Annotated in this window: 23 protein-coding genes, 1 tRNA gene and 1 pseudogene; 15 read left to right on the top strand and 10 right to left on the bottom strand. The window is 39.9% G+C overall.

Annotated elements, in window-relative coordinates; translation table 11 throughout:
* Window positions 1-39 precede the first annotated feature (39 nt).
* The 6 genes and pseudogenes from G6W43_RS10590 (at window position 40) to G6W43_RS03320 (ending at window position 6,950) form a co-directional block, all read left to right on the top strand.
* Window positions 40-1,496 (top strand): annotated as a pseudogene (locus G6W43_RS10590) (MBOAT family O-acyltransferase).
* A gap of 8 nt (window positions 1,497-1,504) precedes the next feature.
* On the top strand, window positions 1,505-2,686 hold the full coding sequence (locus G6W43_RS03340; RefSeq protein WP_149712169.1) for a hypothetical protein: 1,182 nt from the start codon (window positions 1,505-1,507) through the stop codon (window positions 2,684-2,686).
* A 118-nt stretch (window positions 2,687-2,804) separates the two neighbouring features.
* Complete coding sequence (gene ispG / locus G6W43_RS03335) at window positions 2,805-3,863, top strand: flavodoxin-dependent (E)-4-hydroxy-3-methylbut-2-enyl-diphosphate synthase (protein ID WP_194169147.1); 1,059 nt, start codon at window positions 2,805-2,807, stop codon at window positions 3,861-3,863.
* A 4-nt stretch (window positions 3,864-3,867) separates the two neighbouring features.
* Window positions 3,868-5,280 (top strand): replicative DNA helicase, encoded by a 1,413-nt coding sequence (locus tag G6W43_RS03330; RefSeq protein WP_194169146.1) that lies wholly within the window; start codon window positions 3,868-3,870, stop codon window positions 5,278-5,280.
* 2 nt (window positions 5,281-5,282) lie between these two features.
* Entirely contained in the window at window positions 5,283-6,530 is a 1,248-nt protein-coding gene (locus tag G6W43_RS03325) for a ComEC/Rec2 family competence protein (protein WP_194169145.1), read from the top strand.
* Window positions 6,531-6,581: 51 nt separating this feature from the next.
* Window positions 6,582-6,950, top strand: coding sequence for a hypothetical protein (locus G6W43_RS03320; RefSeq protein ID WP_103574987.1), 369 nt, complete (start codon window positions 6,582-6,584; stop codon window positions 6,948-6,950).
* Between the two features lie 29 nt (window positions 6,951-6,979).
* Here the strand turns inward: G6W43_RS03320 and G6W43_RS03315 are convergent, their stop codons facing one another.
* Genes G6W43_RS03315 through G6W43_RS03280 form a run of 8 tightly spaced genes read right to left on the bottom strand, consistent with a single transcriptional unit; the run spans window position 6,980 to window position 16,380 of the window.
* Window positions 6,980-7,843 (bottom strand): EamA family transporter, encoded by an 864-nt coding sequence (locus G6W43_RS03315; protein WP_021086718.1) that lies wholly within the window; start codon window positions 7,841-7,843, stop codon window positions 6,980-6,982.
* Window positions 7,840-9,075 (bottom strand): TolC family protein, encoded by a 1,236-nt coding sequence (locus G6W43_RS03310; protein ID WP_194169144.1) that lies wholly within the window; start codon window positions 9,073-9,075, stop codon window positions 7,840-7,842. Before G6W43_RS03310 ends, G6W43_RS03315 begins: the two co-directional genes overlap by 4 nt.
* Window positions 9,072-12,098 carry an efflux RND transporter permease subunit gene (locus G6W43_RS03305; protein ID WP_194169143.1) on the bottom strand — a complete coding sequence of 1,009 codons (3,027 nt, stop codon included), beginning with the start codon at window positions 12,096-12,098 and terminating at the stop codon, window positions 9,072-9,074. Before G6W43_RS03305 ends, G6W43_RS03310 begins: the two co-directional genes overlap by 4 nt.
* Window positions 12,095-12,838, bottom strand: a complete 744-nt coding sequence (locus G6W43_RS03300) for an efflux RND transporter periplasmic adaptor subunit (protein WP_194169142.1) — start codon at window positions 12,836-12,838, stop codon at window positions 12,095-12,097. Before G6W43_RS03300 ends, G6W43_RS03305 begins: the two co-directional genes overlap by 4 nt.
* Window positions 12,835-14,100 (bottom strand): TolC family protein, encoded by a 1,266-nt coding sequence (locus G6W43_RS03295; protein ID WP_194169141.1) that lies wholly within the window; start codon window positions 14,098-14,100, stop codon window positions 12,835-12,837. The genes G6W43_RS03300 and G6W43_RS03295 overlap by 4 nt, the downstream gene beginning before the upstream one ends.
* Window positions 14,100-14,822, bottom strand: coding sequence for a flagellar type III secretion system pore protein FliP (gene fliP / locus G6W43_RS03290; protein WP_196779718.1), 723 nt, complete (start codon window positions 14,820-14,822; stop codon window positions 14,100-14,102). Before fliP ends, G6W43_RS03295 begins: the two co-directional genes overlap by 1 nt.
* 11 nt (window positions 14,823-14,833) lie before the next feature.
* A complete protein-coding gene (locus G6W43_RS03285; RefSeq protein ID WP_194169140.1) occupies window positions 14,834-15,613 on the bottom strand; it encodes a flagellar motor protein MotB in 780 nt (259 codons plus the stop codon).
* The gene (locus G6W43_RS03280) at window positions 15,613-16,380 is read right to left on the bottom strand and encodes a motility protein A (RefSeq protein ID WP_004318159.1); all 768 of its coding nucleotides are present in this window, start codon (window positions 16,378-16,380) and stop codon (window positions 15,613-15,615) included. The genes G6W43_RS03285 and G6W43_RS03280 overlap by 1 nt, the downstream gene beginning before the upstream one ends.
* Window positions 16,381-16,516: 136 nt before the next feature.
* Between G6W43_RS03280 and glmU the strand changes: the two genes are divergently transcribed.
* The 7 genes from glmU to truA are packed head-to-tail and all read left to right on the top strand — an operon-like array spanning window position 16,517 to window position 22,892.
* Window positions 16,517-17,827, top strand: coding sequence for a bifunctional UDP-N-acetylglucosamine diphosphorylase/glucosamine-1-phosphate N-acetyltransferase GlmU (glmU, locus tag G6W43_RS03275; RefSeq protein WP_087583061.1), 1,311 nt, complete (start codon window positions 16,517-16,519; stop codon window positions 17,825-17,827).
* Window positions 17,814-18,986 (top strand): bifunctional phosphopantothenoylcysteine decarboxylase/phosphopantothenate--cysteine ligase CoaBC, encoded by a 1,173-nt coding sequence (gene coaBC / locus G6W43_RS03270; protein WP_194169194.1) that lies wholly within the window; start codon window positions 17,814-17,816, stop codon window positions 18,984-18,986. The genes glmU and coaBC overlap by 14 nt, the downstream gene beginning before the upstream one ends.
* A complete protein-coding gene (locus G6W43_RS03265) occupies window positions 18,983-19,669 on the top strand; it encodes a hypothetical protein (protein WP_194169139.1) in 687 nt (228 codons plus the stop codon). The genes coaBC and G6W43_RS03265 overlap by 4 nt, the downstream gene beginning before the upstream one ends.
* Before the next feature lie 3 nt (window positions 19,670-19,672).
* On the top strand, window positions 19,673-20,344 hold the full coding sequence (gene uppS, locus G6W43_RS03260; RefSeq protein ID WP_194169138.1) for a polyprenyl diphosphate synthase: 672 nt from the start codon (window positions 19,673-19,675) through the stop codon (window positions 20,342-20,344).
* 7 nt (window positions 20,345-20,351) lie between these two features.
* On the top strand, window positions 20,352-21,140 hold the full coding sequence (locus G6W43_RS03255) for a prepilin peptidase (protein WP_194169193.1): 789 nt from the start codon (window positions 20,352-20,354) through the stop codon (window positions 21,138-21,140).
* Entirely contained in the window at window positions 21,133-22,161 is a 1,029-nt protein-coding gene (locus tag G6W43_RS03250) for an LptF/LptG family permease (RefSeq protein ID WP_103647041.1), read from the top strand. Before G6W43_RS03255 ends, G6W43_RS03250 begins: the two co-directional genes overlap by 8 nt.
* The gene (gene truA, locus G6W43_RS03245) at window positions 22,161-22,892 is read left to right on the top strand and encodes a tRNA pseudouridine(38-40) synthase TruA (protein WP_103647042.1); all 732 of its coding nucleotides are present in this window, start codon (window positions 22,161-22,163) and stop codon (window positions 22,890-22,892) included. Before G6W43_RS03250 ends, truA begins: the two co-directional genes overlap by 1 nt.
* Window positions 22,893-22,933: 41 nt before the next feature.
* On the opposite strand, the gene G6W43_RS03240 is transcribed toward truA, so the two are convergent.
* A tRNA-Arg gene (locus G6W43_RS03240) sits at window positions 22,934-23,010 on the bottom strand.
* A 109-nt stretch (window positions 23,011-23,119) separates the two neighbouring features.
* On the opposite strand from G6W43_RS03240, the gene G6W43_RS03235 reads away from it, so the two are divergent.
* Window positions 23,120-23,305 carry a hypothetical protein gene (locus tag G6W43_RS03235; RefSeq protein ID WP_087581907.1) on the top strand — a complete coding sequence of 62 codons (186 nt, stop codon included), beginning with the start codon at window positions 23,120-23,122 and terminating at the stop codon, window positions 23,303-23,305.
* 50 nt (window positions 23,306-23,355) lie between these two features.
* Window positions 23,356-24,180: an adenylosuccinate lyase gene (locus tag G6W43_RS03230; RefSeq protein WP_103647043.1), complete on the top strand. Its 825-nt coding sequence runs from the start codon at window positions 23,356-23,358 to the stop codon at window positions 24,178-24,180.
* Between the two features lie 138 nt (window positions 24,181-24,318).
* Here G6W43_RS03230 and G6W43_RS03225 read toward each other — a convergent pair whose 3' ends face one another.
* On the bottom strand, window positions 24,319-25,356 hold the full coding sequence (locus G6W43_RS03225; RefSeq protein WP_194169137.1) for an isoaspartyl peptidase/L-asparaginase family protein: 1,038 nt from the start codon (window positions 25,354-25,356) through the stop codon (window positions 24,319-24,321).
* Window positions 25,357-26,348: the final 992 nt, after the last annotated feature.

Genomic DNA, 26,348 nt, shown 5'->3' with positions numbered 1-26,348 from the left:
GTTTATTATAATCTCACCAAAAATTTAACGGATGCGTCAATGCTTTTTAACTCTTACGAATTTATATTTTTATTCTTACCATTTACATTTTTTGTATATTTTTATCTAAACAAAAAGCGCCTCACAGAAGTAGCAAAGGGCTTTTTGGTTCTGTCGTCTTTATTTTTTTACAGCTGGTGGAATGTCATTTATCTGCCGCTGATCTTAGGCTCCATGGTGTTTAACTACTGCTTTGGTGTGGAGCTAAACAAAGAAAATAGTAAAATTTCTAAAAAATTTATTCTTATACTAGGCATTGTGGCAAATTTAATGCTACTTGGATATTTTAAATATTCAGACTTTTTCATAAGCAATGTAAATTTTATCTTTAACACCCAGATACCTCATTTAAATTTACTATTGCCCCTTGCGATATCATTTTTTACCTTTCAACAAATAGCCTATTTAGTCGATAGTGCTACGGGGGGGGTACGAAGCAGTATGATTTTTTAAACTACTGCTTATTTGTTACCTTTTTTCCGCAACTAATCGCTGGTCCGATTGTGCATCACAAAGAGATGATGCCACAGTTTGCAAATTTAAAAAATAGAGTAATCAGCTATAAAAATATAGCACTTGGTCTATTTATATTTTCGATAGGGCTTTTTAAAAAGGTAGTTATCGCTGATAGTTTTGCTGTTTGGGCAACAAATGGGTTTGACAAGGCGGCTGTCTTAAATTTATTTGAAGCATGGGCGACTAGCCTAAGTTATACATTTCAGTTATATTTTGACTTTAGTGGATACTGTGATATGGCTATCGGTGCAGCGCTTCTTTTTAATATCAAGCTTCCAATAAACTTTAACTCACCTTATAAAGCCTTAAACATTCAAGACTTTTGGCGCAGATGGCACATAACGCTAAGCAGGTTTTTAAGAGACTATATCTATATCCCACTAGGTGGTAACCGCAAAGGCAGGCTTCGAACATATGCAAATTTAATGGCGACCTTTATAATAGGTGGTATATGGCACGGGGCTGGCTGGACATTTGTCTTTTGGGGATTTTTGCACGGCGTTGCCTTGGTTATTCACAGAATTTGGAGCGAACTTGGCTTTAAGATGAATAAATTTTTGGCTTGGTTCATAACATTTAACTTCATAAATATTACTTGGGTATTTTTTAGAGCAAAAGATTGGGACGATGCTTTAAAAGTTTTAAAAGGGATGTTTGGGCTGAGTGGAATAGTTTTGCCAAATTTTTTATTAGCAAAGCTTGGATTTTTAACTAAATATGGAGTTGGGTTTGATGGTTTTATTGCAAGAATTGGAGATAAGAGTACTATTTTATTTTTATTACTTGGTTTTATTCTAGTCTTAGCCTTTAAAAATTCTATAGAAAAGATGATTAGTTTTCAGCCAAGCTATCAAAAAATAATTAAGCTTATATTTATACTATTGTTATCTTTTTACTCAATGATAGCTGTAAAAACAGAATTTTTATATTTTAATTTTTAGGATTTTAAATGCTAACAAATAAAAAATTTTCAATAATTATGTTTTTTATATTCCTTTTTACATTTCTTGTTGTGTCAATACCTTCTCTTTTTATCTACGATCTCTTGCATAAAGCCAAGGAAGATACCACAATAGAAAAAATTGTAAAATTTCAGCTAGAAAAAGATGCTATTTATAATCCTTTAGATTTCAATACGCTTCAGTATAAATTAGAATTAATAAAAAACAAAAAACCAGAGATTATAGCCTTAGGTTCATCAAGAGTTATGCAGTTCAGAGAAGAAAGCTTTAACGCAAAATTTATAACAGCTGGTGGTGCGATGAATTTTTTAAATGAAGGATATTTATTCTTAAAAGAAATGACAAAATATCATAAGCCTAAAATAATCATTTTAGGTCTAGATTTTTGGTGGTTTAATGAAAATTATTATCAGCCTAGTCTAGTCAATGATTTAGAAGAAAAGAACTCTAATATAAAAGATAAAATAAATAAAATTTTATCTGATATCATTAAAAAAGAAATAGACTTCAAGATTTTCAAATATATTTCAAGAGACAAGAATGATATAACAAATTATCAAAATATAGGAATAAGATCATTAGAATACTCAAATGGCTTCAGAAAAGATGGCTCATACCAATACTCTCAATTTATTTTAGGTGAAAAAGAAAATAGCGATATAGGTTTTTCAAATACTTTTAACAGAATAAACAATGGCAATAGTAGATTTGAATATGCTAACCACATCTCTAAAGAAAGAGTTGAAATTTTCAATGAGATTATAAAATTTGCAAAAGACAATGATATAAAATTAATACTCTTTATACCGCCTTTGGCAAACGAAGTTATTGAAAAAATGAATAGTCTTGGCGATAAATATAACTATGTTTCTGAATTTAGAAAACTCGTAAAAGAGACGAATATAGAAAATTATGATTTTCACGATATGAGAGATTATTATAAGGATAGTTGCGAATTTGTTGATGGCTTTCATGGTGGTGATGTGGCCTATCAAAGGATATTAAAAAAGATGTATGATCAAAACTCAAGCCTATCAAAATACTTAAATATAGAATTAATCAACAAATCAATTAGTGAAAATATAGGAAAAACTCTAACTATTTTTGACAAGACAAAATACAAAATATATAAAGAAAGAGATTTTTTAGAGCTGGGATGTGTAAAATAAAATTTGCACACTAGATTATGTTGCTGGCATATAACAAAAATATTTATAACTATTTTTAACAAATTTATTTAAAAGCCAATATTTTATATAATCCCCAATAAAATTTAAAGGCAAAATTTTGCAACGATACCCGACAAAACAGATAAAAATTCGCGATGTTTTAATAGGCGGTGACGCACCGATCTCCGTGCAGTCGATGACATTTTCAAAGACAAAGGACGTAAAAGGCACGCTTGAGCAGATACAAAGGCTATATTTTGCAGGCTGTGACATCGTGCGCTGCGCAGTTTTTGACAAAGAGGACGCCAGCGCGCTAAAGCAAATCGTCGCAGGCTCACCCATCCCAGTCGTTGCAGACATACATTTTAACCACACCTACGCGCTCATCGTTAGCGAATTTGTCGATGCTATCCGCATAAACCCCGGCAACATAGGCTCAGCTAAGAACATAAAAGCAGTCGTTGATGCCTGCAAACAGCGAAATTTACCGATACGCATAGGCGTAAATTCTGGCTCGCTTGAAAAGCAGTTTGAAGACCGCTACGGCCGCACGGTGGAGGCTATGGTGGAGAGTGCGATGTACAACATCAAGCTTCTTGAGGATTTTGACTTTACGGACATTAAAATTTCGCTCAAATCAAGCGACGTCGAGCGCACTATGCAAGCTTACAGAGCGCTTCGCCCAAAGACAAACTACCCATTTCATCTAGGAGTAACAGAGGCAGGCACGGCGTTTCACGCTACCATAAAATCAGCCATCGCACTTGGCGGGTTACTACTTGAGGGCATAGGCGATACGATGAGAGTTAGCATCACGGGCGAGCTTGAAGAGGAGATCAAAGTCGCAAAGGCGATCTTAAAAGATAGCGGCCGCCAAAAAGAGGGGCTAAACATCATCTCATGCCCAACTTGTGGGCGTTTGCAAGCTGATTTAATGGCTGCAGTAAAGCTCGTAGAAGAAAAAACAAAAGGGATAAAAGAGCCACTAAACGTCTCGGTGATGGGCTGCGTGGTAAATGCTATCGGCGAGGCAAAAGGTGCGGACGTAGCCATAGCATTTGGCAAAGGCAATGGCATGATCATGCGACACGGCGAAGTGGTCGCTAGACTGCCTGAGAGCGAGCTTGTGGATAGATTTTTACAAGAGATCGACGACGAGATAAAGAGCAGAGGATAAAGCAGTGGCAAAAGAGAGACTTAACGAGATAGAATTTAGCAACCTTTACGACCTTGATATGGAGCGAGCCATACTAAGCTCTATCATCGCAAACAACGACGCTTTGGGCGAAATTTTTGACACGATCAAGGCTGGCGACTTTTACCTAAAGGCTCACGCGCAAATTTACAAAGCGATGGTTGATTGTCTAAACGGCGACGTGCCTATCGCATCGACGTTTATCAAAAACAAGCTTGGCGAAAACTACGACGATAACGTCATGGCGAGCATTTTGGCCACAAACTCGATCATCGACATCCAAAGATATGCAAACGAACTTAAAGAAAAATCGATCAAGCGCAGTCTAGTCAAGATCGCCCACGACATCCCAAGCAAGGTAAATGAAGACAAAGCTAGCCGCGATATGGTCGATGAGCTAAGTCAGGAGTTTTACTCGTTAGTCGATGGCAGCGGCACTGGCAGCATCAGAGATAGCGAAGATATCATAAAAAGCTTGATCGTGCACATGCAAAAGCAAGCAGCCCTAAACGAGCGCGATATCATCGGACTAAACACTGGCTTTAAAAAGCTAAATGAGATGATAAAAGGCTTTAAAAATGGCGACCTCATCATCATCGCAGCGCGCCCTGGCATGGGTAAAACGACGCTTTGTCTAAATTTCATGGGGCACGTTTTAAAAAGTGGCGCTGGCGTCGTCTTTTTCTCACTTGAGATGCCAGCAGAGCAGATCATGATGAGGATGCTAGCAGACAAGACCTCGATCCCACTTCAAGAGATAATGACAGCGACCCTGGACGACGAGAAGCTCGCTCACTTTAGCCACGCATGCAGCGAATTTTCGCACGCTAAACTCTTTGTGCACGATAGCGGCTACGTAAATATCCACCAAGTAAGAACACAGCTTCGCAAGCTAAAGTCAGCTCACCCTGAAATTTCGCTTTGCGTCATCGACTACATCGGCCTTATGATGAGTACAAACAACTTCGCCGACCGCCACATACAAATAGCTGAAATTTCTCGTGGCTTAAAGCTTCTAGCGCGCGAGCTGGATATGCCTATCATCGCACTTTCGCAGCTAAACCGCGGCCTTGAAGCACGCGCGAACAAGCGCCCTATGCTAAGTGACCTAAGAGAGTCAGGCGCGATCGAGCAAGATGCCGACATCATCCTTTTTGTCTATAGGCACGAGGTCTATCTGGAGCAAGAGGAGAACGAGAAAAAGAGCAAGGCAGCAGCCGATGGCAAAGAGTATAAAAGCGAGCACGTTTTTAACAAGCTTCAAGAAAACGCCGAGATCATTGTTGGCAAAAACAGAAACGGCGAGGTCGGATCTATCGACGTGCTCTTTCAAAAGCAGTACTCGCGCTTTTGCGATATCGCCACCACACCGGTGCAATCAACTGAATTTAAAGAGTAAATTTGCCAAAAAGCAGGCGTATATTTTATTTTCTCCTGCTTTGTCTATTTCTTTTTTGTCTAAATTTAGCGCTTAAATTTCACGAATATAGCGCATTTATGGAGCTTGGCGAGCAAGATATCGTTGGCAAAGTAAGCGTAAATTTCACCAAAGAGAAAAACGGCAAAAAGCGCCAAATCATCAGGATCGACACTTCAAATTTTAGCTTTTACACAACCGCTTCTAAAAAAGATGAGATCAGCCTTTATGACGTCGTAGCGCTTAGCGTTCAGCCAATAGACGTTAGTTTTAAAGACTATCTTTCTGGCACATTTTACATGCCAAGCTACGATAGAGCCGTTATCAAAAAAGACGATAGCCTAAGGCAAAAAGCTATAAATTTCATCTCCATCCAGCACGAAAACGCCAAAATTTCGCAACTTTTCTCAGCGCTCTTTCTTGGCACAAACGTCTTTGGCGAGCTAAGAGATGACGTCTCAAACTGGGGCGTGGCGCACCTCATCGCCATTAGCGGCTATCACCTTGGCGTCATAAGCGCGGTTTGCTTTTTTCTTTTAAAGCTCGTTTTTAAGCCCATCTACGCAAGATATATGCCTTACCGCTCATACATTTTTGACTTTACGATCGCCGTATTTTTGGTGCTTTGCTTTTACTTTTACATGATCGGCTTTATAGCAAGCTTTTTGCGGGCATTTTTGATGAGCGTGGCTGGCTTTTATATGATCTGCAAAAAGATAAAGATCTTAAATTTCTACACGCTCTTTGGCGTTATTTTGTTTAGCGTCGCCCTATTTCCGCAGCTTCTTTTTAGCGTTGGCTTTTATTTTTCATGCCTTGGCGTCTTTTATATCTTCGTCTATCTTTTCTACTTTGCGCCCAAATTTAACCTGCTAGCAAACTCACTACTTTTAGATTTATATGTCTTTTTTGCTATGGAGGTTGCAGTGCTTTACTTTTTCCCACTCATTAGCCTCTTGCAGCTTAGCGTGCTAGCTATCAACTACCTATTTGGCGTATTTTATCCACTAAGTTTTTTACTTCACCTCTTTGGATATGGCGGCATTTTTGATGAAATTTTAAGCAAGATGCTAGCTTTTAGACTAAGCTCAAACAATCTTCATATAAGCACATTTGTCTTTTTACTTTATAACGCCATCACGCTTTTATGCGTTAAATTTAAGCCAGCAGCACTTTTGCCGCCACTCTTTGGCGTGGCATCGTTTTTGCTCTTTTTGCTAAATTTTTCGTAGTCAAAGTTTATTTAAATTTGCCGATATGCTTTTAAATTTAAAGGCGAGGCGATGCAGATAAACTCAAATTTTATAAATTTAAACAAAAGCACCCCCAAAAGTGGGCTAAATTTAAAGGCTGATGAGGCAAATTCAAAGAGCGAAAATTTACAAAATGACAAAAGCGCTATCTTGCATGACGCTTCAAATTTAGTTAGCGAAACAAATAACGAGAGCGAGAGTAGCGCCGATGTCATAAAAAAGCAGTTAGAAAAACTGCAAAAACAGCTAAAAGAGATTGAAACTGCGATAAAGCAAGCAAGTGCGAGCAAAAATCCATACGCAAAAGAGTTGGTCGCCTCGCTTCAGACCAAAAAAGCGGCTATCTTTGCTCAGATAATGCAGCTAAACGCCCAGCTTGTAAAGATGCAAGGCGCTTAAATAGCTCAAATCTAACCCTAAATTTAACCTCACGCGGCCTTTACGCCGTAAAATTTCATCACTCTATTGTGAATTAATAGTGAGATATACATTATCACAGCGCCCAAAATAAGCCTTGTTAGATTAGTGTCCTTTTGCCAAAAGACTAAATTTACGATGATAGCAGCTGGTATGAGGGCGTTATTCATGATGGCAAGCACGCCACTATCGACCTCGCAAGCCCCTTTGTTCCACATAAAATAGCCAACCCCACTAGCGACCGCTCCAAGCCACAAAAGCACCAAAGTTTGGGTTAGATCAACGTGAAATTTAGCTGGATTGCCAAGGGTTATGAGTGCGATCACTGCCACAAAAAACGCTCCAAAGTGAAAGTAGCCAAAGACCTTTTTTTGATCCACGTCATATCTCTCCAAAAGCGCCTTATAGGCACTCTGCCCTGCTCCAAAGCAGATGTTTGCGCCTTGCACCAGCAAAAAGCCCTTTATCGCCCCTTCGTTTATCGCGCCATACTTGATGATAAGTGCGCCAAAGACCGCCACGCCAACGCTAAAGAGATAAAGCGGTCTAAATTTAAAGCTAAACGCATCGTATATGAGTGTCACATAAAACGGCGTGAAAATGGTAAAAAGCGCGACTTCTGGCACACTTAGATACAAAAACGAGTTGTAGTAGCAAAGATACATTAGCCCTATTTGCACCGCACCTATGCCCATTATGCCAAGGGCTAGCTTTGGACTAACACCTCGAAATTTCGTAAATGGCAAAAAAACTAGGCTTGCAAGCGTCACACGCACAAAAACAGCCAGATAGCTATCGACCTTGCCAGCTAAAAATTCCCCTATCAAACTAAAGCTAAACGCCCATAAAATGGTCACAAAGATCAGTTTATTCATTCTATCACAACCTCATTTATATTTCTTGCGCATTCAAAAAAGTATTCAAGCTTGTTTAGCTCGAGCAAATCGCCATTTAGAATGAAATTTGCCCTGTCGCTAAAATTTTTCTCACTCACAAACAAAAACTGCTCAAATTTCACCTTGCCGCTAAGATAGCCATTTAGCAGGTCGTTAAAGTCGCTATCAAGGCTATCTTGCTTTAGCGAGTCTAAATTTAGCCTAGCGCTTAAGCCCTCTATCACGCCTCTTAGATCCTTTAGCCTAGCTATTATCCTGTTTTCTTCGTCGCTTAGATCAAGCGCGGCCTTTTGCTCCTCTATGCGCTTAGTTTGGCTTTGCTTGCTAAGGCTTAGGCTATCTGGCAGCTTCCACTCAAACTCCACTCTAGGCTTGTTTGCATCAGCGTATGCCTCAGCCATCTGTGAAGTCGTCCTCTCGCCTTTTTTAAAGCTGTTATTATTCACACTTTGCGTATCTTTTAAGTAAATTTTTGGAGCAAATTTACTCTTTTGCTTCTCATTTTCTTGCTCTTTTATATATTTTTCTTGCTCCATAGCCCCAAGCTTGGCGCTTAGATCATCCTTACTAAAATCAGGCATCACTATCTTTGAGCCAGCATTAAAGCCGATTTCGCCGTTTGAGAGCAAATTTATCCTTGAGTTTAGCTCCGCTAGCTTAAGCCCAAGCTCGTCTAGCTCAGATCTTTTTTTATTTAAGGTGAAATTTATCGCATCAAATTCGCTCTTATCTATCTCGCCATACTCAAACCAAAACTCATTTTCAGCTGCAGCCTTGGCAAAGCTATCTACAAATTTTGTCTCTAAATTTATCAGCGAATTTAGCGCAACGGCGTTAAAATAGACCTTTGCGACCTGAAAAGCGGTTAAATTCATCAGCTCTTCATCTTTGTAAATTTTCTCCACGCCCTTGTGGTCTAAAATCTTATCCGAAGCCTCGCTCGCACCGCCGTCAAAGATGAGATACTCGACCTTTGCCGTGATCGAGCCAGCCTTTGTCATATATCCGCCCTTTAGCTCGTCAGGCACAAAGGTATATCTGCCATCAAGGGATAAATTTAGCTTGTTGCTCTTATTTTTATTTATATATTCATTTTTATTAAATTCTTTCAAACTCTCAAGCTTCGCACTTTGCGCCAGAGCGATGATCTCTAGTAAATTTCCAGCCCAAAGAGGCAAAGCAAAGAGCAAAACAGCCAAAATCTTCTTCAAATTCTCTCCCTTTCATAAAATTTTCTTATAAATTTATCAAGATTATAGACCCATGCAAAAAGCACTGGCACGACAAGCAAGCTTAGCAAAGTCGAGCTAATGAGCCCAAAGATGATACTTATAGCCATAGGTGAGTTGGCCTCAAACCCAGCTCCTCTGCTAAGAGCAAGTGGCAGCATGGCAAATATCATCGCAAAAGTGGTCATCAAAACAGCCCTTAGTCGCTTTTTAGCAGCCATTTTCACAGCTTCGTTTGCCTCCATGCCGCTATTTGCAAAGTGGTTTGCAAAATCAACCACCAAAATGGCGTTTTTGCCGACCATGCCAAAGAGCAAGATGACGCCAACCATGACAAATAGGCTAAATGGATTGCCGCTTATAAAAAGGCCAATCACGACGCCACAAAAGGCAAGCGGCATGGCAAGCATGATGAGAAATGGTAGCAAAAAGCTCTCATAAAGTGCAGCTAGCACCATGTAAATAAGCACCGCACTCGCACTTACTGTAAAGATAAACGAAGCGTTTGTATCATCCATCAGCTCCACAAATCCAAGAAATTTATACTTGAAATTTGCAGGCAAAATTTCATCAAGCTTCTTTGAAATTTCATTTGCCACGCTATTTAGTGGAGCGTTATTTTTGGTATTTGCTAGAAATTTGATCTCATCGGCTCTATTAAACCTTGAAATACTAGCTGGCTTTTGCTCAAAACTAATCGTCGCCACGTCGCCAAGTGTGACAAAAAAGCCCTCATTGCTTCTTATCTTGGTCTTTAAGATATCATTTGTATCGCTTCTAAATTTATCATCAAGGCGCATGTAAAGCTCATACTCTTTGCCATTTTCGTTTTCAAAAACAGAGACCTCATTCTGGCTAAATGCGCTATAAACGGCGCTTGCAACGCTGGCTTTGTCTAAATTTAGCCTTTTTGCCTTATCTTCATCGATAGAAATTTGCACGCGCTTTAGCAGATCTTCTTCGGGCGAATTTACGTCCGTTGCGTCATTTATCTCTTTTAGTATTTTGCTAATCTTTGGCACAAATTTCTCTAGCTCTTTGCCATTTTCAGAGGTGATAGTAAGCTTAACTGGCTGCACATCGCCACCTTCAACAACTGGCAAGTCAGCCACAATGACGCTCATATCGTCACTTTTTAGCTTGTCACGAAACCTCTGCATGATGGCGTTTTGCCGCTCGTGATTAGCTCTATCTTTTAGCTCCTTTAGCCTAACGTAAGCCTTTACAAGATAGGGCTGCTTGGCATCTGTGTAGCCAAGGATGAAGTAGGCGTAAGCGACCTGAGGATCGGCATTTATGAGTGAAATTTTATCTTTTAGCCTCTCTTTGCTAGCTTGCAGGCTAAGCGAAGGATCAAGCTTAAAGTAGATGTTAAACTCCGAGTTATCCTCGCTTGGCATGAAGTCACCGCCTACAAATTTAGCCAGTCCAAATGAGCAAACAACGACCACAAGCGTTATGGCTAAAAATATGAGTTTGAATTTAAGCGCTAAGGCTAAAAGCTTTTCATAGCCATTTTCAAGCGCCTCAAAAAAAGGCTCACTCTTTAGAAAAAAGCCGCTTTCTTTGGCATTTACAAACCTAGCACTTAGTGTTGGCACAAGAAAGATGCTCACAAAAAACGAGATGACGATGCCAGCTGCCACGCTCATCGCAAAGGAGTTAAAGTACTTGCCAACGATGCCGCTCATAAAGGCTATTGGCACAAAGACGCAAAGTAGCACGAGCGAGATCGCAAAGACGCTAAATGCTATCTCTTTTATGCCTGCAAAGCTTGCTTTTAGGGCATTTGGCTCATCTTTTAGCTTGCTAGCGATATTTTCAGTGACAACTATCGCATCATCGATGAAAATTCCGATGCCAAGCGTTAGCGCTATAAGGCTTAGGCGGTTTATGTCGTATCCTAGGGCATTTATGATGAAAAATGTCGCCACGATGCTAGTTGGTATCGCCACGACTGAGATGATGGTGATCGAGAAATTTCTTAAAAATAGATATACAATCACGATGGTTAGCAAGACGCCAAGGATCATATCAAAGGCGGTTTGATCGATGTGCTTTTGTATCACTTCGCTCTTATCATAAGCTATTTTTACGTCGTATTCACTGCCAAGCAGGCTTCTAAACTGATCTAGCTTTGATTTAGCTAGGGCGATCACGGTTAGGGCGTTTGCGTCTGGAGCTAGCTCAAGGCCAAGCAAGACGCCACTTTTTTTATCCATTATCGCTGCTTCGTTTGCATCTTTGTAAGCGAGATCAACGCTTGCGATATCTTTTAAAAAGACCCCTTGTTTGATCGTTAAATTTCTTATCTCATCTATGCTTTTGGCGCTAAAATTTGACTTGATCGCCATTTGGATTTTTTCATTTTCTATCTTGCCAAGCGGCGCTTTTAAATTTTCAACCTTTATCAAATTTGCCACTTCGTTTGCGCTAAGGGCGTTTTTATCAAGCTTAAATCTATCAAGTAAAATTTTCACCGCTGGCTCTAAAAAGCCATTAGTCTTAACCTTTGAAACGCCGCTAATGCGCTCTAAAAATGGCTTTGCCACATCATCGATCTCTTGCATGAGCTTAGTTTCGTTGCCATCAAGCCTTGTGATAAAGAGGCTAAAGACGGCTGAAGAGAGGCCATTTAGCTTTTCTATCTCGTAGTTTGCGTTTAACCTTGCCTTTTGCATCTTGTCGCGGACGTCGTTTGTAGCGCTCTCTAGGTCTTTGTTTAGCTCAAATTCGATGCTTACCACGCTTAGGTTGTCAAAGCTGGTTGAGTAAAGCTTTTTTATCCCCTCGATGCTTGAGACCTCGTCCTCGATCTTTTGCGTGATCTTTGTCTTGATGTAGTTCATATCGCCGTTTGCGTAGGTCGTGATCTTAACGATTGGGATATTTACTTGCGGGTATAAATTTACATTCATCGTCTTTAGCGAGTAGATGCCAAAGACAACGAGACTTAAAAATATCATAAGCGTAGTTATGGGGCGGTTGATAGCTGTTTTTATCATTTATTTTCGCCGATTATCACTTTTCCTTGACCAAACATGCCTGGCTTTAGCCCAGTGTCATAAGCCTCGACGTAAAACTTCCTAGTCTCTCGCTTAATTTCTGGGTAAATTAGCGCGATTTTTACCTCTTTTTCTTCGTTTGTTGCGTCAAGCTTAAATTTAAACGTGTCGCCAACTTTTACTAAATTTGCATATTTTTCATCGATCGCTATTAAAATTTTAGCCTCCTCGGAGTTTAAGACAAAGGCTGGCTGAAGCGGCGAAGCACTCTCGCCAAGCTCGACATTTTTACTAGCTATGACGCCATCAAAAGGAGCTTTTAAAAGAGCCTTTTTAAGATGATCATCTGCGTTTAAAATGGCGATCTCAGCCGCTTGCACCCTAAGAACTGCCTCATCAAATTTATACTTTACCTCATCAAATTCTTGCTTTGAAGTGACGTCCTTTACTTGGCTAAATTTATTAAAGGTGCTTTTAGCAAATTCTTTGGCATTTTTAGCAAGCGCTAGGTCGTTTTTTGCCTTTTTTAGAGCGATATCTAGGCTTGTTTGATCAAGGCTAGCTAGCACGTCACCCTTTTTAACATGGCTTGAGACATCTACAAAAATTTTATCCACCTTGCCGCTGCTCTCAAATGCAAGCTTTGAGCTTTGCTTAGCATAGACTTCAAAATCAGCAAAAATCTCTTCTGCTGCAAATGAAAAAATGCAAAATATCATTAAAATTATCAGCTTTTTCAATCCCTAATCCTCTCTAAAATGCTCTCCCCGCTTTCAAAAAAATACTCCGCCTTTTTTATCTCAAGCTCATCTTTCGCCCCTTCAAAAAGGCTAATGGCGTCAAATTTTTGCGATAGCGCCTCAAGCAAGTCGCTATATCCTAAAAGCCCAGAGTTATACTTCTCAAAGCTCGCTCTAAGCGCTAGATCGCTTGCTTTTACATACTCATTTAGCGAGGCGATCTTTGAGCTAAGAGTTGTGATCTCGTTTTGTAAATTTTTAAGTTTGGTCTCATTTTCACGCTTTTTATACTCTAAATTTAGCCTCGCTTCATCAAGCGCGATCTTGCTAGCTTGGCTCATCTTGCTAGTGGCAAAAAAGTCAAAAATTTTCCACCTAAAGCTAACGCCAAATTTATTGCCGTGTGTATCCTCTTTTAGATATTTATCAAGATATGGGCGATAAGCGCTATACTTGCCAAGGTCGATGTCGTAGTTATTTTTGTAAAATCCATAGGTGTCATAAAGCGAAATTTGGGGCAAAAAGCCAGCTCTTATCTCGCTAAGCTTAGCCTCGCTTAAAGATATATCTTGATTTAGTCTGTCAAGCTCGGCGTTTTTTGAAGTTAAATTTGAGCTAATCTCAGCCATTTTTGCCCCACTAAGTGGCGCGATTTGCTCGCCTGTTAGCAAATTTATCTCATTTAAAATTTGCTCCATTTTGTTTTTGTATTCAAGCTCCGCGCTGTTTGCCAAGTGGTATTTTGCCCGCACATTTTCTAGCTCATCTTTTGGGGCAAGCCCTGCAATGTTCGCCTTTTCAAGCTTGTCTAAAACGCCTTTTAAGAAATTTGCCTGAGCGTTTTTGGCAGCTATTATATTTTCAAGTGCGCAGGCGTTAAAGTATAAATTTACAGCCTTAAATGCAAGGTAGTTTTTGGCTTCATCGCTTGCGATGGCGGCTTTGTTTTTTAAAAGCTGGCTCATCTTTAGCCTAGCCTCTCTAGCTCCACCATCATATAGTAAAAAATCAATCCTTGCCAGCACGCCAGCTGACTCTTTGGCGACTATGCTTGGGAAGGTGCTTGCGTTTTTGCCGTATGAGCCCTCTAGGCTAAGGCTTGGCAGGTAGGCGCTTGATGTCGCTTCGTCACTTAAATTTGCTCTTTTTAGCTCAAGCTCTTTGATCTTTGAAATTTCGTTTTGAGTGGCCTTGTTTGCTATCTCACTCAAGTTTGATCCAAATAGCGCCAAAGGTAAAAGTGCTAATAAAATTTTTTTCATCAGTGAAAGCTCTTTACTAAATTTCCTATTAGCAAATTCCAGCCATCAACTAGCACGAAGATGAGTAGCTTAAATGGCAGCGAGATCATAACAGGAGGGAGCATCATCATACCCATCGCCATCAAAACGGAGCTTACGACCATGTCGATAACCAAAAATGGCAGATAGAGCAAAAATGCTATCTCAAAAGATGTCTTTAGCTCGCTTATCATAAAGGCTGACATCGCGATGCTTAGCGGGATATCCTCAATATTTGCTGGATTTTGCAAATTTCTTATCCTAAAAAATAACGCAAGATCCTTCTCTCTAGTGTTTTTCACCATAAATTCTTTAAAGGGCTTTAAACTCTTATCAAGCATCTCCTCATAGCCTATCTGCTCGGCGATATAAGGCTTTATGCCCTCATCGTAGCTTCTTTGTCCAACTGGCTCCATTATGAAAAATGTAAGCACCATCGCAAGCGAGATAAGCACCGTTGAAGGTGGCACTTGCTGCGTGCCCATCGCTTGACGCAAAAATGAAAATACAATGACAAGGCGCAAAAAGCTCGTCATCATAAAGATGAGCGAAGGAGCGAGTGCTAGTGCGGTGAGGATTAGTAAAACATTTAGTGAATTTACAAGCTGCTCGGCATTTTGCGGTGAATTTAGGCTTAAATTGATAGTTGGTAGCGCAGGATCAGCGCCAAAAACTACACAAAACAAAACCGCTAAGCTAAGCAGTGCTTTCACGACTAATTCCTCGTATCAAGGATACTTTTCTTAGTAGCCTCTTTATTTTTTGGCTCGAGCGAGACGAAGTGAATTTCCACTCTATTGTTTTTAGCTCTGCCCTCGTCTGTGCTGTTGCTAGCGATAGGATCAAAAGATGCCCTACCAGAAGTGATAAGCCTCTCTTGTGGCACGCCGTCACTAACTAGCTCTTCAAGCACACTTAGTGCCCTTGCGGTAGAGAGCTGCCAGTTGTTTTTGTATATAGAGTCTTTGTTTGGATTTGTATTATCAGTGTATCCGATGATATCTGTTTTTACCTCATTTGGCATTTTGGCTATGATCATGCCTATTCGCTTTAAAAAGAGCTTCGCATCCTCGCCAGAAATTTCAGCACTATCTTTGTCAAAGAGCATCGCAGCTGGAAGCCTAACGATAAAGCCATCCTCGCTCTCCTCCATCGTGACCTCAGGTGCCCCACTAGCCGTTAGTAGCTCATTTATCTTTTTAACAGTCGAAGTGACCTCATTTTGAGCGCCTTTTTGAGCTTTTGGCTTTGGAGTGCGTCTGCTTTCAGGATCTGTCTCTTTTTCTACCTGACTATCGGGTCTTGCGCCACCCTCAAGCACGCTAAGCGCACCAGCTAGCGAGCCAACAGCAGCCTCCATCTTTTTAGCATCCATCGTCGCCATAGAAAGGAGCAAAACGAAGAAGCAAAGTAGGAGCGACATAAGGTCACCAAAGGCAGCCAGCCACTCAGGCATACACTTTGGGCACTCTTCTGGTTTTATTAACTTACCCATTATTCAAACTGACTTTTTCTATCTTTTGGAGGTAAAAATGCTAAAAGCTTAGCTTCAAGCGTTCTTGGGTTATCCCCTGCTTGTATCGCCATGATACCCTCTAAAATGACTTGCTTCTCAAGCGCCTCATCAGCATCGCGAATCGAGAGGATATTTGCAACAGGTGAGCCGATGATGTTACCTATCATCGCACCATAAAGTGTCGTAAGCAAGGCAACCGCCATAGATGGACCGATCGCACTAGGGTCTGACATGTTAAGAAGCATCGCAACAAGGCCAATCAGCGTACCTATCATACCCATCGCACCTGCAAAACCGCCAACTTGCTCGAAAATTTTGATGTTATTGGCATGTCTTGTGCTAGTCTGATCGATATCGATCTCTAAAAGCGCTCTGATCGCATCTGGCTCATTGCCATCGACCGCCATAGATAGACCTTTTTTTAAAAACTGATTTGATTCGTTATTTACTTCGCTCTCAAGTGCCAAAATACCATCTCGCCTAGCTTTGGTTGAGTAATCAACTACTTTTTTTATAGTCTCAGGTAAATTTACAACAACTGATGGCTTAACAGCGACACCATAAAATTTACCAACACCTTTAAGCGTCTCCATCTTGAAGCCAACCATCATAACGCCGATAGTACCACCAAAAACGATCATCACAGAAGGGATATCGATGTATGGTCCTATACCAACGCCTATCGCCATTGATCCAAACAAAAGCACCAGGGTCAAAACCCAGCCGACGACGGTTCCTAAATCCATTTAAACTCGCTTTATTTATAAATTCTTAAGAATTGCTATTTTATTAGCTTTTTGTTGAAACAATCGTTAAATTAAAAAAAATGTTTGCCATTTTTTGCTACAATCTGCGAAATTTTTAACGTTAAAAGGCTTAAAAATGAACAATAATACTTCAATCATAATCCTAGCAGCTGGTCTTGGTACCAGGATGAAATCAAAACGCCCAAAGGTGCTATTTGAGCTGTGTGGCGAGCCAATGATCATTCATATCTTAAAGCAAGCTTATGCGATCACAAATGACGTTAGCGTCGTGCTTCACTACGAAAAAGAGTTAATTAGCAAAAAGATAAAAGAAATTTTCCCTCAAACTAAAATTTTTGAGCAAGATCTAGCAAATTTCCCAGGCACTGCTGGCGCTATAAAGGGCGTAAATTTAAGCGGTGAAAAGGTACTTGTCACTTGCGGCGACATGCCACTTGTTAGATCAACTGACCTTATGCGTCTAGCAAATGCCGAAGCAGACGTGGTTATGAGCTCATTTGAAGCAGCAAATCCTTTTGGCTACGGCAGAGTTATCATAAAAAACGGCAAAGTTGAGGCCATCGTCGAGCAAAAAGATGCGAGCGAAGCGCAACTTGCTATAAAAAGCGTAAATGCTGGTTGCTACTGCTTTAAACGCGAGGCGCTAGAGCAAATTTTACCGCTCATAAGCAACCAAAACGCACAAAAAGAGTACTACTTAACTGACGCCATAAAAATAGCAAATGAAAAAGGTTTAAAGTGCGTTGCAGTAAATGTTAATGAGCAAAATTTCATGGGCATAAATGATAAATTTCAGCTAAGCATCGCCGAAAAAATAATGCAAGATGAGATAAAGCAAAATTTGATGAAAGCTGGCGTTTTGATGCGCATGCCTGAGAGCATTTTCATAGATAGCAGGGCCAAATTTGAAGGCGAGTGCGTGCTCGAAGAAAACGTAAGTATCCTTGGCGAGTGCGTCATCACTGAGAGCATCATCAAAAGCTCATCAGTGATAGAAAGTAGCATCATCAAAAACTCAGACATCGGCCCACTAGCTCACATAAGGCCAAATTCTGAAATTTCTGACACACACATAGGCAATTTCGTCGAGGTTAAAAAAGGCGTTCTTAGCGGCGTAAAAGCTGGACACCTAAGTTATCTTGGCGACTGCGAGATAGAAAGTGGCACAAATATCGGTTGTGGCACGATCACATGCAACTACGACGGCAAAGCAAAATATAAAACAAAGATCGGCAAAAATGTCTTTGTTGGCTCAGATACACAGCTAGTTGCCCCTGTAAATATCGCTGATAACGTCATCATCGCAGCTGGTAGCACCATCACAAAAGACGTTGAGAGCGGCGCTCTAGCTATCAGCAGAGGTCGCCAAGAGAACAAAAGCGGCTTTTTTGAGAAATTCTTTGGCAAAGACGATGTTAAAAAATAAGAAAATTTTACTTGCTGTTTGCGGCAGTATCGCCTTTTATAAAGCTTACGAAATTTTATCACTGCTTAAAAAGCAAGGCGCTGATGTTTATGTGGCTTTAAGTGACGGAGCGCTTGAATTTTGTAGTGTAAGCGGCTTTGAGGCGCTAAGCGAGCATAAAATTTTAAGCTCACAAACGCAAAACTGGCAAGATGGTGTAAATCACATAGCCTATTCTAAAATGGATCTAATCTTAATAGCGCCAGCCTCGGTAAATACGATAAATAAGCTAACAGCTGGTATCTGTGACAATGTCTTTATGCAAACGCTAATCGCCGCCTCGCACGTACCTTTAGTCGTTGCCCCAGCTGCAAATAACAATATGATCGAGCATTTTGCGACGCAAAATTCGCTTGAAATTTTAAAGAAAAACGGCGCTTTAGTGGTTGAGCCAGTGCTTAAAACTCTAGCTTGTGGCGACGTTGGCAAGGGTGCTTTAGCAAGTCCTGAAGTGATAGTAGAAGCTGCCATTAAAAGGCTTAGCAAGCCACTTTTCGCAGGCAAAAAAGTAGTGATAACTGGTGGCGCGACAACTGAAAAGATAGATGATGTTAGAGCCATTACAAATTTCTCAAGCGGAAAGATGGCAAGAGCCTTGGCTAGAGCCTTTTACTACGCAGGTGCAGAGGTAAAACTGCTTGCTAGTTTTGAAACCGCAAACGAGCCGTTTCTTAGCCTTAAATTTAGCTCAAGTAGCGAGCTTTTAGAGCTTTGCAAAAGTGAGTGCGAGGGCGCAAATTTGCTTGTAATGTGCGCTGCGGTGAGCGATTTTGTATCGACAAAGATAGATGGCAAGATAAAAAAAGAGGACGTTGGAGAGAGCTTAAATTTAAGCCTAAACAAAAATGTCGATATTTTGCAAAGCTTAAAAGAGTTTAGATGCAAAAAGATCGGCTTTAAGCTTGAAATTTCAAGCGAAAGCGCTCTTAAAAGCGCTAGATCGATGTTAGAGAAAAAAGCGCTTGATGCAGTTTGTCTAAATATTTTAGGCGAGAAAAATAGCTTTGCAAGCGAACAAAACGAGGTAAATTTCATTACAAGGGGCGGCGAAACCCTGCTGCCACTTGCCTCAAAAGACGAGATCGCAGGGCGTATCGTGGAGCTAGCAGCAAATTTATGATAGAGCAGATCTCACGCGTCCAAAAGATAGCAAAAAACAGCCAAGCTCCGCTAGTAGCGATAAATTCGTCCTTGCCGCTTAGCATTTTAGTTAGCCAAAAGGTCGGCTTTAACAGATACATCTTAAATTTCGCAAATAAAAATTTAAACACAAAAAGCGTAAAAGAGCTAAACGTGGGCTCTAGATACTGGGGCGAGGTGCATAGTCAGGGCGAAAACATCGTCATAAAAAATTTATACGAAAAGCCAAAAATTTTAGATGAGGACGTTTTGGCTGACGGGCTAAATTTGATAGAAAATTTGGTAAAAAACGAGAATTTATCGTGGCTTTACAGCTATTTATTTAAAAACTTAAGCGAAGTTAAAACAAAAGATGAGATGAGAGTGCTAGCAAAAATGCTCTTTGCTCTGCAAGAAAACGTCGTGCATATACCATTTGCGTATAGCGGCACAAACGGCATTTTCCAGCTAAAAAAAGAGAAAAATGAGATGAGAGTTTTTCTTGTTTTTTCAAATTTTGCGCCGCTTATTTTTAAATTTAAAGATGAAATTTTGTGTGAGATCGCAACTCCATTTAGCAACGTCGCAAGCTTGCTAAAAAGCGAATTCAGCGCCGCAGTTATGGTGCAAAACGTAAGCGCTCTTTGGAGCAAAAAAGAGCAAATAATTGACTTTAAAGGCTAGATATTGAACAAACTTAACCACCTCGCTATCATCATGGACGGCAACGGACGCTGGGCGAAAAAGCGTGGATTTTTGCGGACAAATGGGCACGAGGCCGGAGCAAATGTGGTGAGCGATATGTGCGAATTTTGTATCGATAATGGGGTGAAAATTTTAAGCCTTTACGCATTTAGCACCGAAAACTGGAAAAGACCGCAAAAAGAGGTTGATTTTTTGATGAATTTGCTTAAGAAATTTCTTCTTTTAAAGTGTGATGATTTTATAAAAAATGGGATCAAATTTAACACGATCGGCGACATCTCGCCATTTAGTGACGAGCTAAAAAATGAGATAGAGATCACCAAAAATGCGACAAAGGAAAATACAAATTTACTTTTAAATTTAGCGATAAACTACGGCTCAAAAGATGAGATCATTAGAGCTGTGCGAAAACTAAATTTAAAAGGCTGCGAGATAGATGAAGCGAGCCTAAATGCGGCACTTGATGAGAGTGAGCCGGTGGATCTTCTCGTTAGAACTGGTGGCGAGAGTAGGCTTTCAAATTTCATGCTCTGGCAGGCAAGCTACGCGGAGCTATTTTTCACGCCGACACTTTGGCCTGACTTTGGCAAGGATGAGCTTGCAAGCATCGTGGCTAAATTTAAAGATATAGAGCGAAGATTTGGCGGAGTTTAGTGAGATAATGGATATTTTGGTCATCTTTTTTGCTGTTTTTGCTTTTGTTTTTGGCATCTGTGTGGGGTCATTTTCAAATGTACTGATATACCGCTTGCCACGAAGTGAAAGTATAAATTTCCCAGCCTCACACTGCCCAAAGTGCTCTCACAAGCTAAATTTTTATCACAATATCCCGCTTTTTTCGTGGCTATTTTTAGGCGGCAAATGCGCCTTTTGCAAGCAAAAGATAAGCCTTGTCTATCCACTAGTTGAGCTAGCCTCTGGGATACTTTTTCTGATCTGCTTTTTTAAAGAGTGCGGCGAAATTTTGAGCATAGAAACTTTGCTTTATGCGCTATTTTTAGGACTTTGCTTTATCATGCTACTAGCCCTTAGCGTAATAGATATAAGGTATAAAGCCGTGCCAGATCCACTCCTTTTTGCAGCGCTATTTTTTGCATTTGGCTACGCCCTGCTGCTTTTTATCTTTAAAGGAAATTTTGCTCAAATTTTAAATTTGATCCTCTTTGGTCTTTTGTTTTGGGCGCTTAGATTTGTCGTGAGCTATGCGATGAAACGCGAAGCCATGGGCAGTGCCGATATCTTTATCGCAGCGATCATCGGAGCCATTTTACCAGCCAAGCTAGCCCTTGTGGCGATCTATCTGGCCGCACTTCTTACGCTTCCAGTCTATGCGCTCGTTCGCAAAAAGGGCTACGAGCTAGCCTTTGTGCCGTTTTTAAGCCTGGGGCTGCTTGTCACCTACGCTTTTGACGGGCAAATTTTAGAAATTTTAAGGTTCATTTATGAGTAGAGTAAATAAATATCTTTTGTTTAACTTTTTAGGCACGTTCGCATCGCTATTTAGTACGCTTTTTTTGATCATGTCGATCGTCTTTTTCATCCAGATCGCGCGTATCACCTCATACATCGAGATCAGCTTTGGCGAGCTCTTTAAACTTTACTCATTTATGCTCCCTCGCGTGCTACTCTTTGTCGTGCCTATCGCGTTTTTCGTCTCACTTGCGATGACGCTTTTTAGGCTATCAAAAGAGAATGAAAGCATCGTTATCTTTACGCTTGGTGGCTCGCCAAATAAGATCGCAAGATTTTTCTTAGCTTTTTCAGCCCTTTTAAGCTCTGCCTTGCTGGTAGTTGCCATCGTCATGATACCAATAGCCGCCCAGCTAAACGCAAATTTCATCGACTATAAAAAGACGGTTGCTAAGCTAAATTTAAAGCCAACCCAGTTTGGACAAAAATTCTCCGACTGGATGGTCTATGTGGGCAGCGAAAGCGAAGACAAAAATGGCACAACCTACAAAGATATTGTGATGTTTAATCCCTTTGTCAAAGACTCACAGCGCCTAATAACCGCCAAAAACGCAAAGATCATAAACGTGGGTCAAAGTGTAGAGCTCTCTTTAAACGAGGGCAAAATGTATGATATGAGAGACGAAATTTATCACCAAAGCAACTTCAAATCAATGAAGATAAGAACCGCCCAAAGCGAGGAGATAAGCGACGTTGGCAGCATCAAAGAGTACTGGATGGATGCAGCTAGCAGCGATAAACGCCGAAAAGACCTTAGCACCTACGTCCTAGTGTCCCTCTTCCCACTTGCTAGCACGCTTTTTGCTATCAGCCTTGGTATCGTCACATATAGATATGAAAAGGGCATGGTCTATGTGGGCACTTTTGGCGTTTTGTTTGGATATTTTACGCTCATAATGCTCTTTTCATCAAAGCCAGCGCTTGCGATACCACTCATATTTTTCGTATTTTTACTAGCTGGCGTCTTGCTTTATAAAGCCAAGATCACACGAAGATACTGATGAAAATTCAGCTAATCTACAGCTACGATGGCTCGAAATTTCAAGGCTCACAGACTCAGCCGCATGAAAACGGTGTAGAGGATGAGCTTGCGCGCGCCCTAGCTCACGTTGGCATTTTCGAAAGAGTGGTCTCTAGCTCGCGCACCGATAAAAGCGTGCACGCAAACAACCAAAGCTCAAGCGTCGTTTGCGGCGATCACTTTAAAGATTTAAATCGCCTAAAAGATCTTATAAACCACCACGCACATCCAAGCATTCACATAAAACGCATAAATTTAGTGAATGATAGCTTTCAGGTTAGATTTGACGCGGTCGCAAGGTCATATAGATATGTGATAGATCACGGTAAATTTGATGTTTTTAGCTCAAACTACAAGGTATTTTTGCCTAAATTTGATACCAAAAAAGCAAATGAAATTTTGCGTAATTTTATCGGCGAGCATGATTTTAGCGCATATATGAAAACCGGAAGCGACACAAAAAGCCCAGTGCGAGAAATTTACAAAGCGTTTTGCTACGCATACAAAGAGCAAACTATCATCGTTTTTAAGGCAAATGGCTTTTTACGCGGTCAAGTGCGCCTCATGGTTGCAAATTTGTTAAAAGCGCTAAAGCAAAAAGACGGCAGCGATCTCATCAAAGCTTCACTAAATGGACGTCCTGCTCTAACTCGCATACCAGCACCTGCTGAAGGACTATATCTAAATAGAGTTTTTTATAAATTTAACTAATCTCAAAAGTGGTCTGAAAATAAAATTTGGGGAGAAAAGGATGGTGCGCCCGAGAGAATTCGAATCTCTGACCTTTTGAACCGCAATCAAATGCTCTATCCAGCTGAGCTACGAGCGCACATGAAAAATTAAGTTGTGATATTAACCAAACTTTCCTTAAAAAGAGATTGTATTCATTTTAAATTTATAACCTTTTTAGTAAAATCCTTTGAGCAAAAGGAGCAAAAATGAACGATTTTTTCGATAGCCTAAAAGAGATCAAAAAAGAGCTTACAAAAGAGCAAGGAGTGGCAAAAAAGCCCCAAAAAGAGGCCATTTCTCACACAAAAGAGGAGGCGATCTTACACAAAGAACAAAAGCTAAGAGATGAGTTTTTGGCATATACAAAAGATAGTAATATCAGAAAAATTTAACTTTGGAACGCTAGTTGCTTTAAATAGGGATATTTTGAATGGAGAAACCCATGAATATAACCCAAACTTTAGAATCTTTAAGCATTTTAACCGATAGCGACGCTCTTTTTTGCGAGCTTCGCGCACTGATAAGTAAAAATTTCACAAAAACCCTAGCAAACAAAGATAAGATCATCTCTTTTTACGAAGAGAGCGAGATCCCGCAGCGAAAATGCTTTTTAAAATTTATAAAAAAACTCTATGAAAAACAGGGCAACGAGCTTGACGTGACCTTTGCAAAATACAAAACCATAAAACTATCTTTAGTGCAAAGAAATGCTCTGACAAACATCTACAATATCGACATTGAGTTTTTTAATGACGAGATGATCTTTACGCTAAACAACACTCCAAGAGCTTTTGCTAGCTACATTTTGCAAAATTTCAAAGTCAATGAGTCTAAATTTGACGAGAAAAATCATAAATTTAGCCTAAAGATAAAAAAAGAAAGCGACTTTGGCTTGATTGAAAAGATCATTTCAAGACGCGAGCATCTAAAATTTATAGTAAATTTTAACTACAATGAAGTCAAATTTAAAGAGTTTAAGAGAAACTATAAGGTCCAAAACTCGGCCAAATTTAAAAGTCGTTTCAGCGCTTTGGCAAATTTACTAGAAGAAAATTTTGAAATTTTAGGCTGCTCAAATAGCGATAGCTTCGAAACCGTAAGAGATAGCTACCTAGCCCTTGCTAAAATTTACCACCCAGACAGGCACTCAAACAAGAGTGAAAGCATCAAAAACGAGTATAACGCTAAATTTAAAAAGATCCAAGCAGCCTATGAGGCACTAAAACCATTTTTTAAAAACCAAGAGAATTTTATAAAAGTTGGCTAGATAAGATAACACTTAATATAAATTTAATTGGCGGTTTTTGCCTAAGAGCATTTATCGTTCTTGGAGCAATTTATATATTTTAATAAACTTTCTCCCTTTAAAAACTAGGCCGGATATAATCCGACCTAGCTATTTTGATCATTTCTCGCCAAGTGGCCAGTAAACAACTGGTTTGGCTCCCAGTCTTGCCTCACCATGATACATACCAAGTTTATCTTTAGTCCAAGCAAAGCCTGTCTTGCCAGACTTATCAATAGAGATGATACCACCACTGCCACCTAGTGCTGCTACCTCTTTTACAGCCTCTTCGGCTGCTTTTTGCACATCTGAAGTTTTGTATTTATAAAGGGCTGAGACCTCATGAGCAGCATTTACACGCATGTAGATATCACCTGTGCCTGTGCAAGAGACTGCCACCGAGTCATTATCTGCATAGGTTCCAGAGCCAATTATCGGACTATCACCTATACGGCCAGTCATTTTATTTGTCATACCACCGGTGCTGGTTGCTGCGGCTAGGTTACCATTTTTATCAAGTGCTATCGCTCCAACAGTACCAAGATATGGTCGCTCATATAAATTTAGCGAAGTTTTCTTTGTCTTTTCACTATCAAGCATGAGCTTTTGTTTCTCCTTAGCCCTTTGGAGTGCGTCATACCTAAACTGTGTGAAAAAGTACTTTTGATCAACCATCTCTAGGCCGTTTTCTTTGGCTAGCTTGTCAGCTCCCTCGCCAGCAACAAGCGTGTGCCAAGTCTTGTCCATTACGACTCTTGCGCCAAGGATAGGGTTTTTGATATGCCTTGCCATAGCGACTGCGCCTGCTTTTTTAGTAGAGCCGTCCATGATCGAGGCATCCAGCTCATTAAAGCCATCAGCTGTAAATACTGCGCCCTTGCCAGCATTAAAATTTGGATCGTCTTCTAACACCATAATGGCTGCCGTAACTGCATCCATCGCGCTACCACCTTTTTCAAGCACAGCCTGTCCAGCTAAAAGCGACTTTTTCATAGGCTCTTCGCGCACTTTAAACTCATCTTTAGTAAGCTCAAGTCCGCTAGTGCCACCATGTATGACAATAACTGGGCTAAATTTATCCTCTGCGTTTAAGAGTGAGCCTGCGAATAAGGCAACGCCAGCTGCTACCAAAACAGCTTTTGAAAATGCTAGTTTCATACGCTCTCCTTTAAAAAAATTTAATAAATCTTAAAAAAATAATATAACTTAATACTTTTCGTTTAGCTTAATATAAGTATAAACTTTTGCATGAGGCAGTGTTAAATTTAATAAATTTAACATCACGTTCGTTAGTATGTAATAAAACTTTAGCAAGAACAATAAACACAGAAACTATCAACACATCACCTCAAAAAATAACTTTTTGACCGCAATATTGCAGATCAGCTTAGATGTCATGCTAATATCAAATAGCTAAGTGATAAATCTTATTCAAAAGGTAAAAAGAACAGATAAAAATATGGAGTAAATAGCGTTAAGATCGTTATTTTAGCAGATGAGGACATGGAGAAAAATAGGAAACTCAAAATGCAAAATTTAGGCATTTTTTGCATTTGAAAGTCTAAAGCTTCAAATAGCTTCAAAGTCCCTTTAAGCAACTCCTTTTTCTGTTATGCGTCACGACCCATACAATAGCGCAATTTTCTAAATTTTTGCCGTCTATTATGATAGGGTTTATATTCTTCATTATCCAAAAATAGAGCTATAACATTCGCTATCTGATTTTTTTCTAATAGTTTTACGAATACGCCGCCGCATATTTATGACGTGTACATTGCAGCTTATTATGCCACCTGTATTTACCACATTTATAAAAAAGTTCACCATTAGCAATACCATGCTGTCGCCTTTGGCATTAATAACATGATAAGGTTCGGGTATTTTTTAACAACCAATGGAATAAAGATCCCAAATTTTATGATCGCATATATTAGAACTTTAATCTAACTACCTAAAACTCAGTTCAAAAAAATCAGATTATAAACTATAAACTTGAAGAAATTAATATAAAAACAAGTAAAAGAATTTAATATTTTATACTTAAACAGAAATAAACACTAATAAAAACTAGGATCAAATAATATAAGAATTAAAGCAGATAAAAACAAAGCCCGCAACGACCTACTTTTCCAACATCCCAGTAAGGGAGA

The organism is Campylobacter concisus, assembly GCF_015229965.1.
GTDB classification, from domain to species: Bacteria; Campylobacterota; Campylobacteria; order Campylobacterales; family Campylobacteraceae; genus Campylobacter_A; species Campylobacter_A concisus_BD.
This window is presented reverse-complemented; position numbering and strand designations above follow the sequence as displayed.

Bases quoted from the DNA above. Each gene is read 5' to 3' on its own strand.
- G6W43_RS03340 (WP_149712169.1), top strand. From the start codon at position 1,505: ATGCTAACAAATAAAAAATTTTCAATAATTATGTTTTTTATATTCCTT.
- G6W43_RS03320 (WP_103574987.1), top strand. From the start codon at position 6,582: ATGCAGATAAACTCAAATTTTATAAATTTAAACAAAAGCACCCCCAAA.
- G6W43_RS03315 (WP_021086718.1), bottom strand. From the start codon at position 7,843: ATGAATAAACTGATCTTTGTGACCATTTTATGGGCGTTTAGCTTTAGT.
- G6W43_RS03305 (WP_194169143.1), bottom strand. From the start codon at position 12,098: ATGATAAAAACAGCTATCAACCGCCCCATAACTACGCTTATGATATTT.
- G6W43_RS03295 (WP_194169141.1), bottom strand. From the start codon at position 14,100: ATGAAAAAAATTTTATTAGCACTTTTACCTTTGGCGCTATTTGGATCA.
- G6W43_RS03285 (WP_194169140.1), bottom strand. From the start codon at position 15,613: ATGGGTAAGTTAATAAAACCAGAAGAGTGCCCAAAGTGTATGCCTGAG.
- G6W43_RS03280 (WP_004318159.1), bottom strand. From the start codon at position 16,380: ATGGATTTAGGAACCGTCGTCGGCTGGGTTTTGACCCTGGTGCTTTTG.
- glmU (WP_087583061.1), top strand. From the start codon at position 16,517: ATGAACAATAATACTTCAATCATAATCCTAGCAGCTGGTCTTGGTACC.
- coaBC (WP_194169194.1), top strand. From the start codon at position 17,814: ATGTTAAAAAATAAGAAAATTTTACTTGCTGTTTGCGGCAGTATCGCC.
- G6W43_RS03265 (WP_194169139.1), top strand. From the start codon at position 18,983: ATGATAGAGCAGATCTCACGCGTCCAAAAGATAGCAAAAAACAGCCAA.
- G6W43_RS03255 (WP_194169193.1), top strand. From the start codon at position 20,352: ATGGATATTTTGGTCATCTTTTTTGCTGTTTTTGCTTTTGTTTTTGGC.
- G6W43_RS03250 (WP_103647041.1), top strand. From the start codon at position 21,133: ATGAGTAGAGTAAATAAATATCTTTTGTTTAACTTTTTAGGCACGTTC.
- truA (WP_103647042.1), top strand. From the start codon at position 22,161: ATGAAAATTCAGCTAATCTACAGCTACGATGGCTCGAAATTTCAAGGC.
- G6W43_RS03235 (WP_087581907.1), top strand. From the start codon at position 23,120: ATGAACGATTTTTTCGATAGCCTAAAAGAGATCAAAAAAGAGCTTACA.
- G6W43_RS03230 (WP_103647043.1), top strand. From the start codon at position 23,356: ATGAATATAACCCAAACTTTAGAATCTTTAAGCATTTTAACCGATAGC.
- G6W43_RS03225 (WP_194169137.1), bottom strand. From the start codon at position 25,356: ATGAAACTAGCATTTTCAAAAGCTGTTTTGGTAGCAGCTGGCGTTGCC.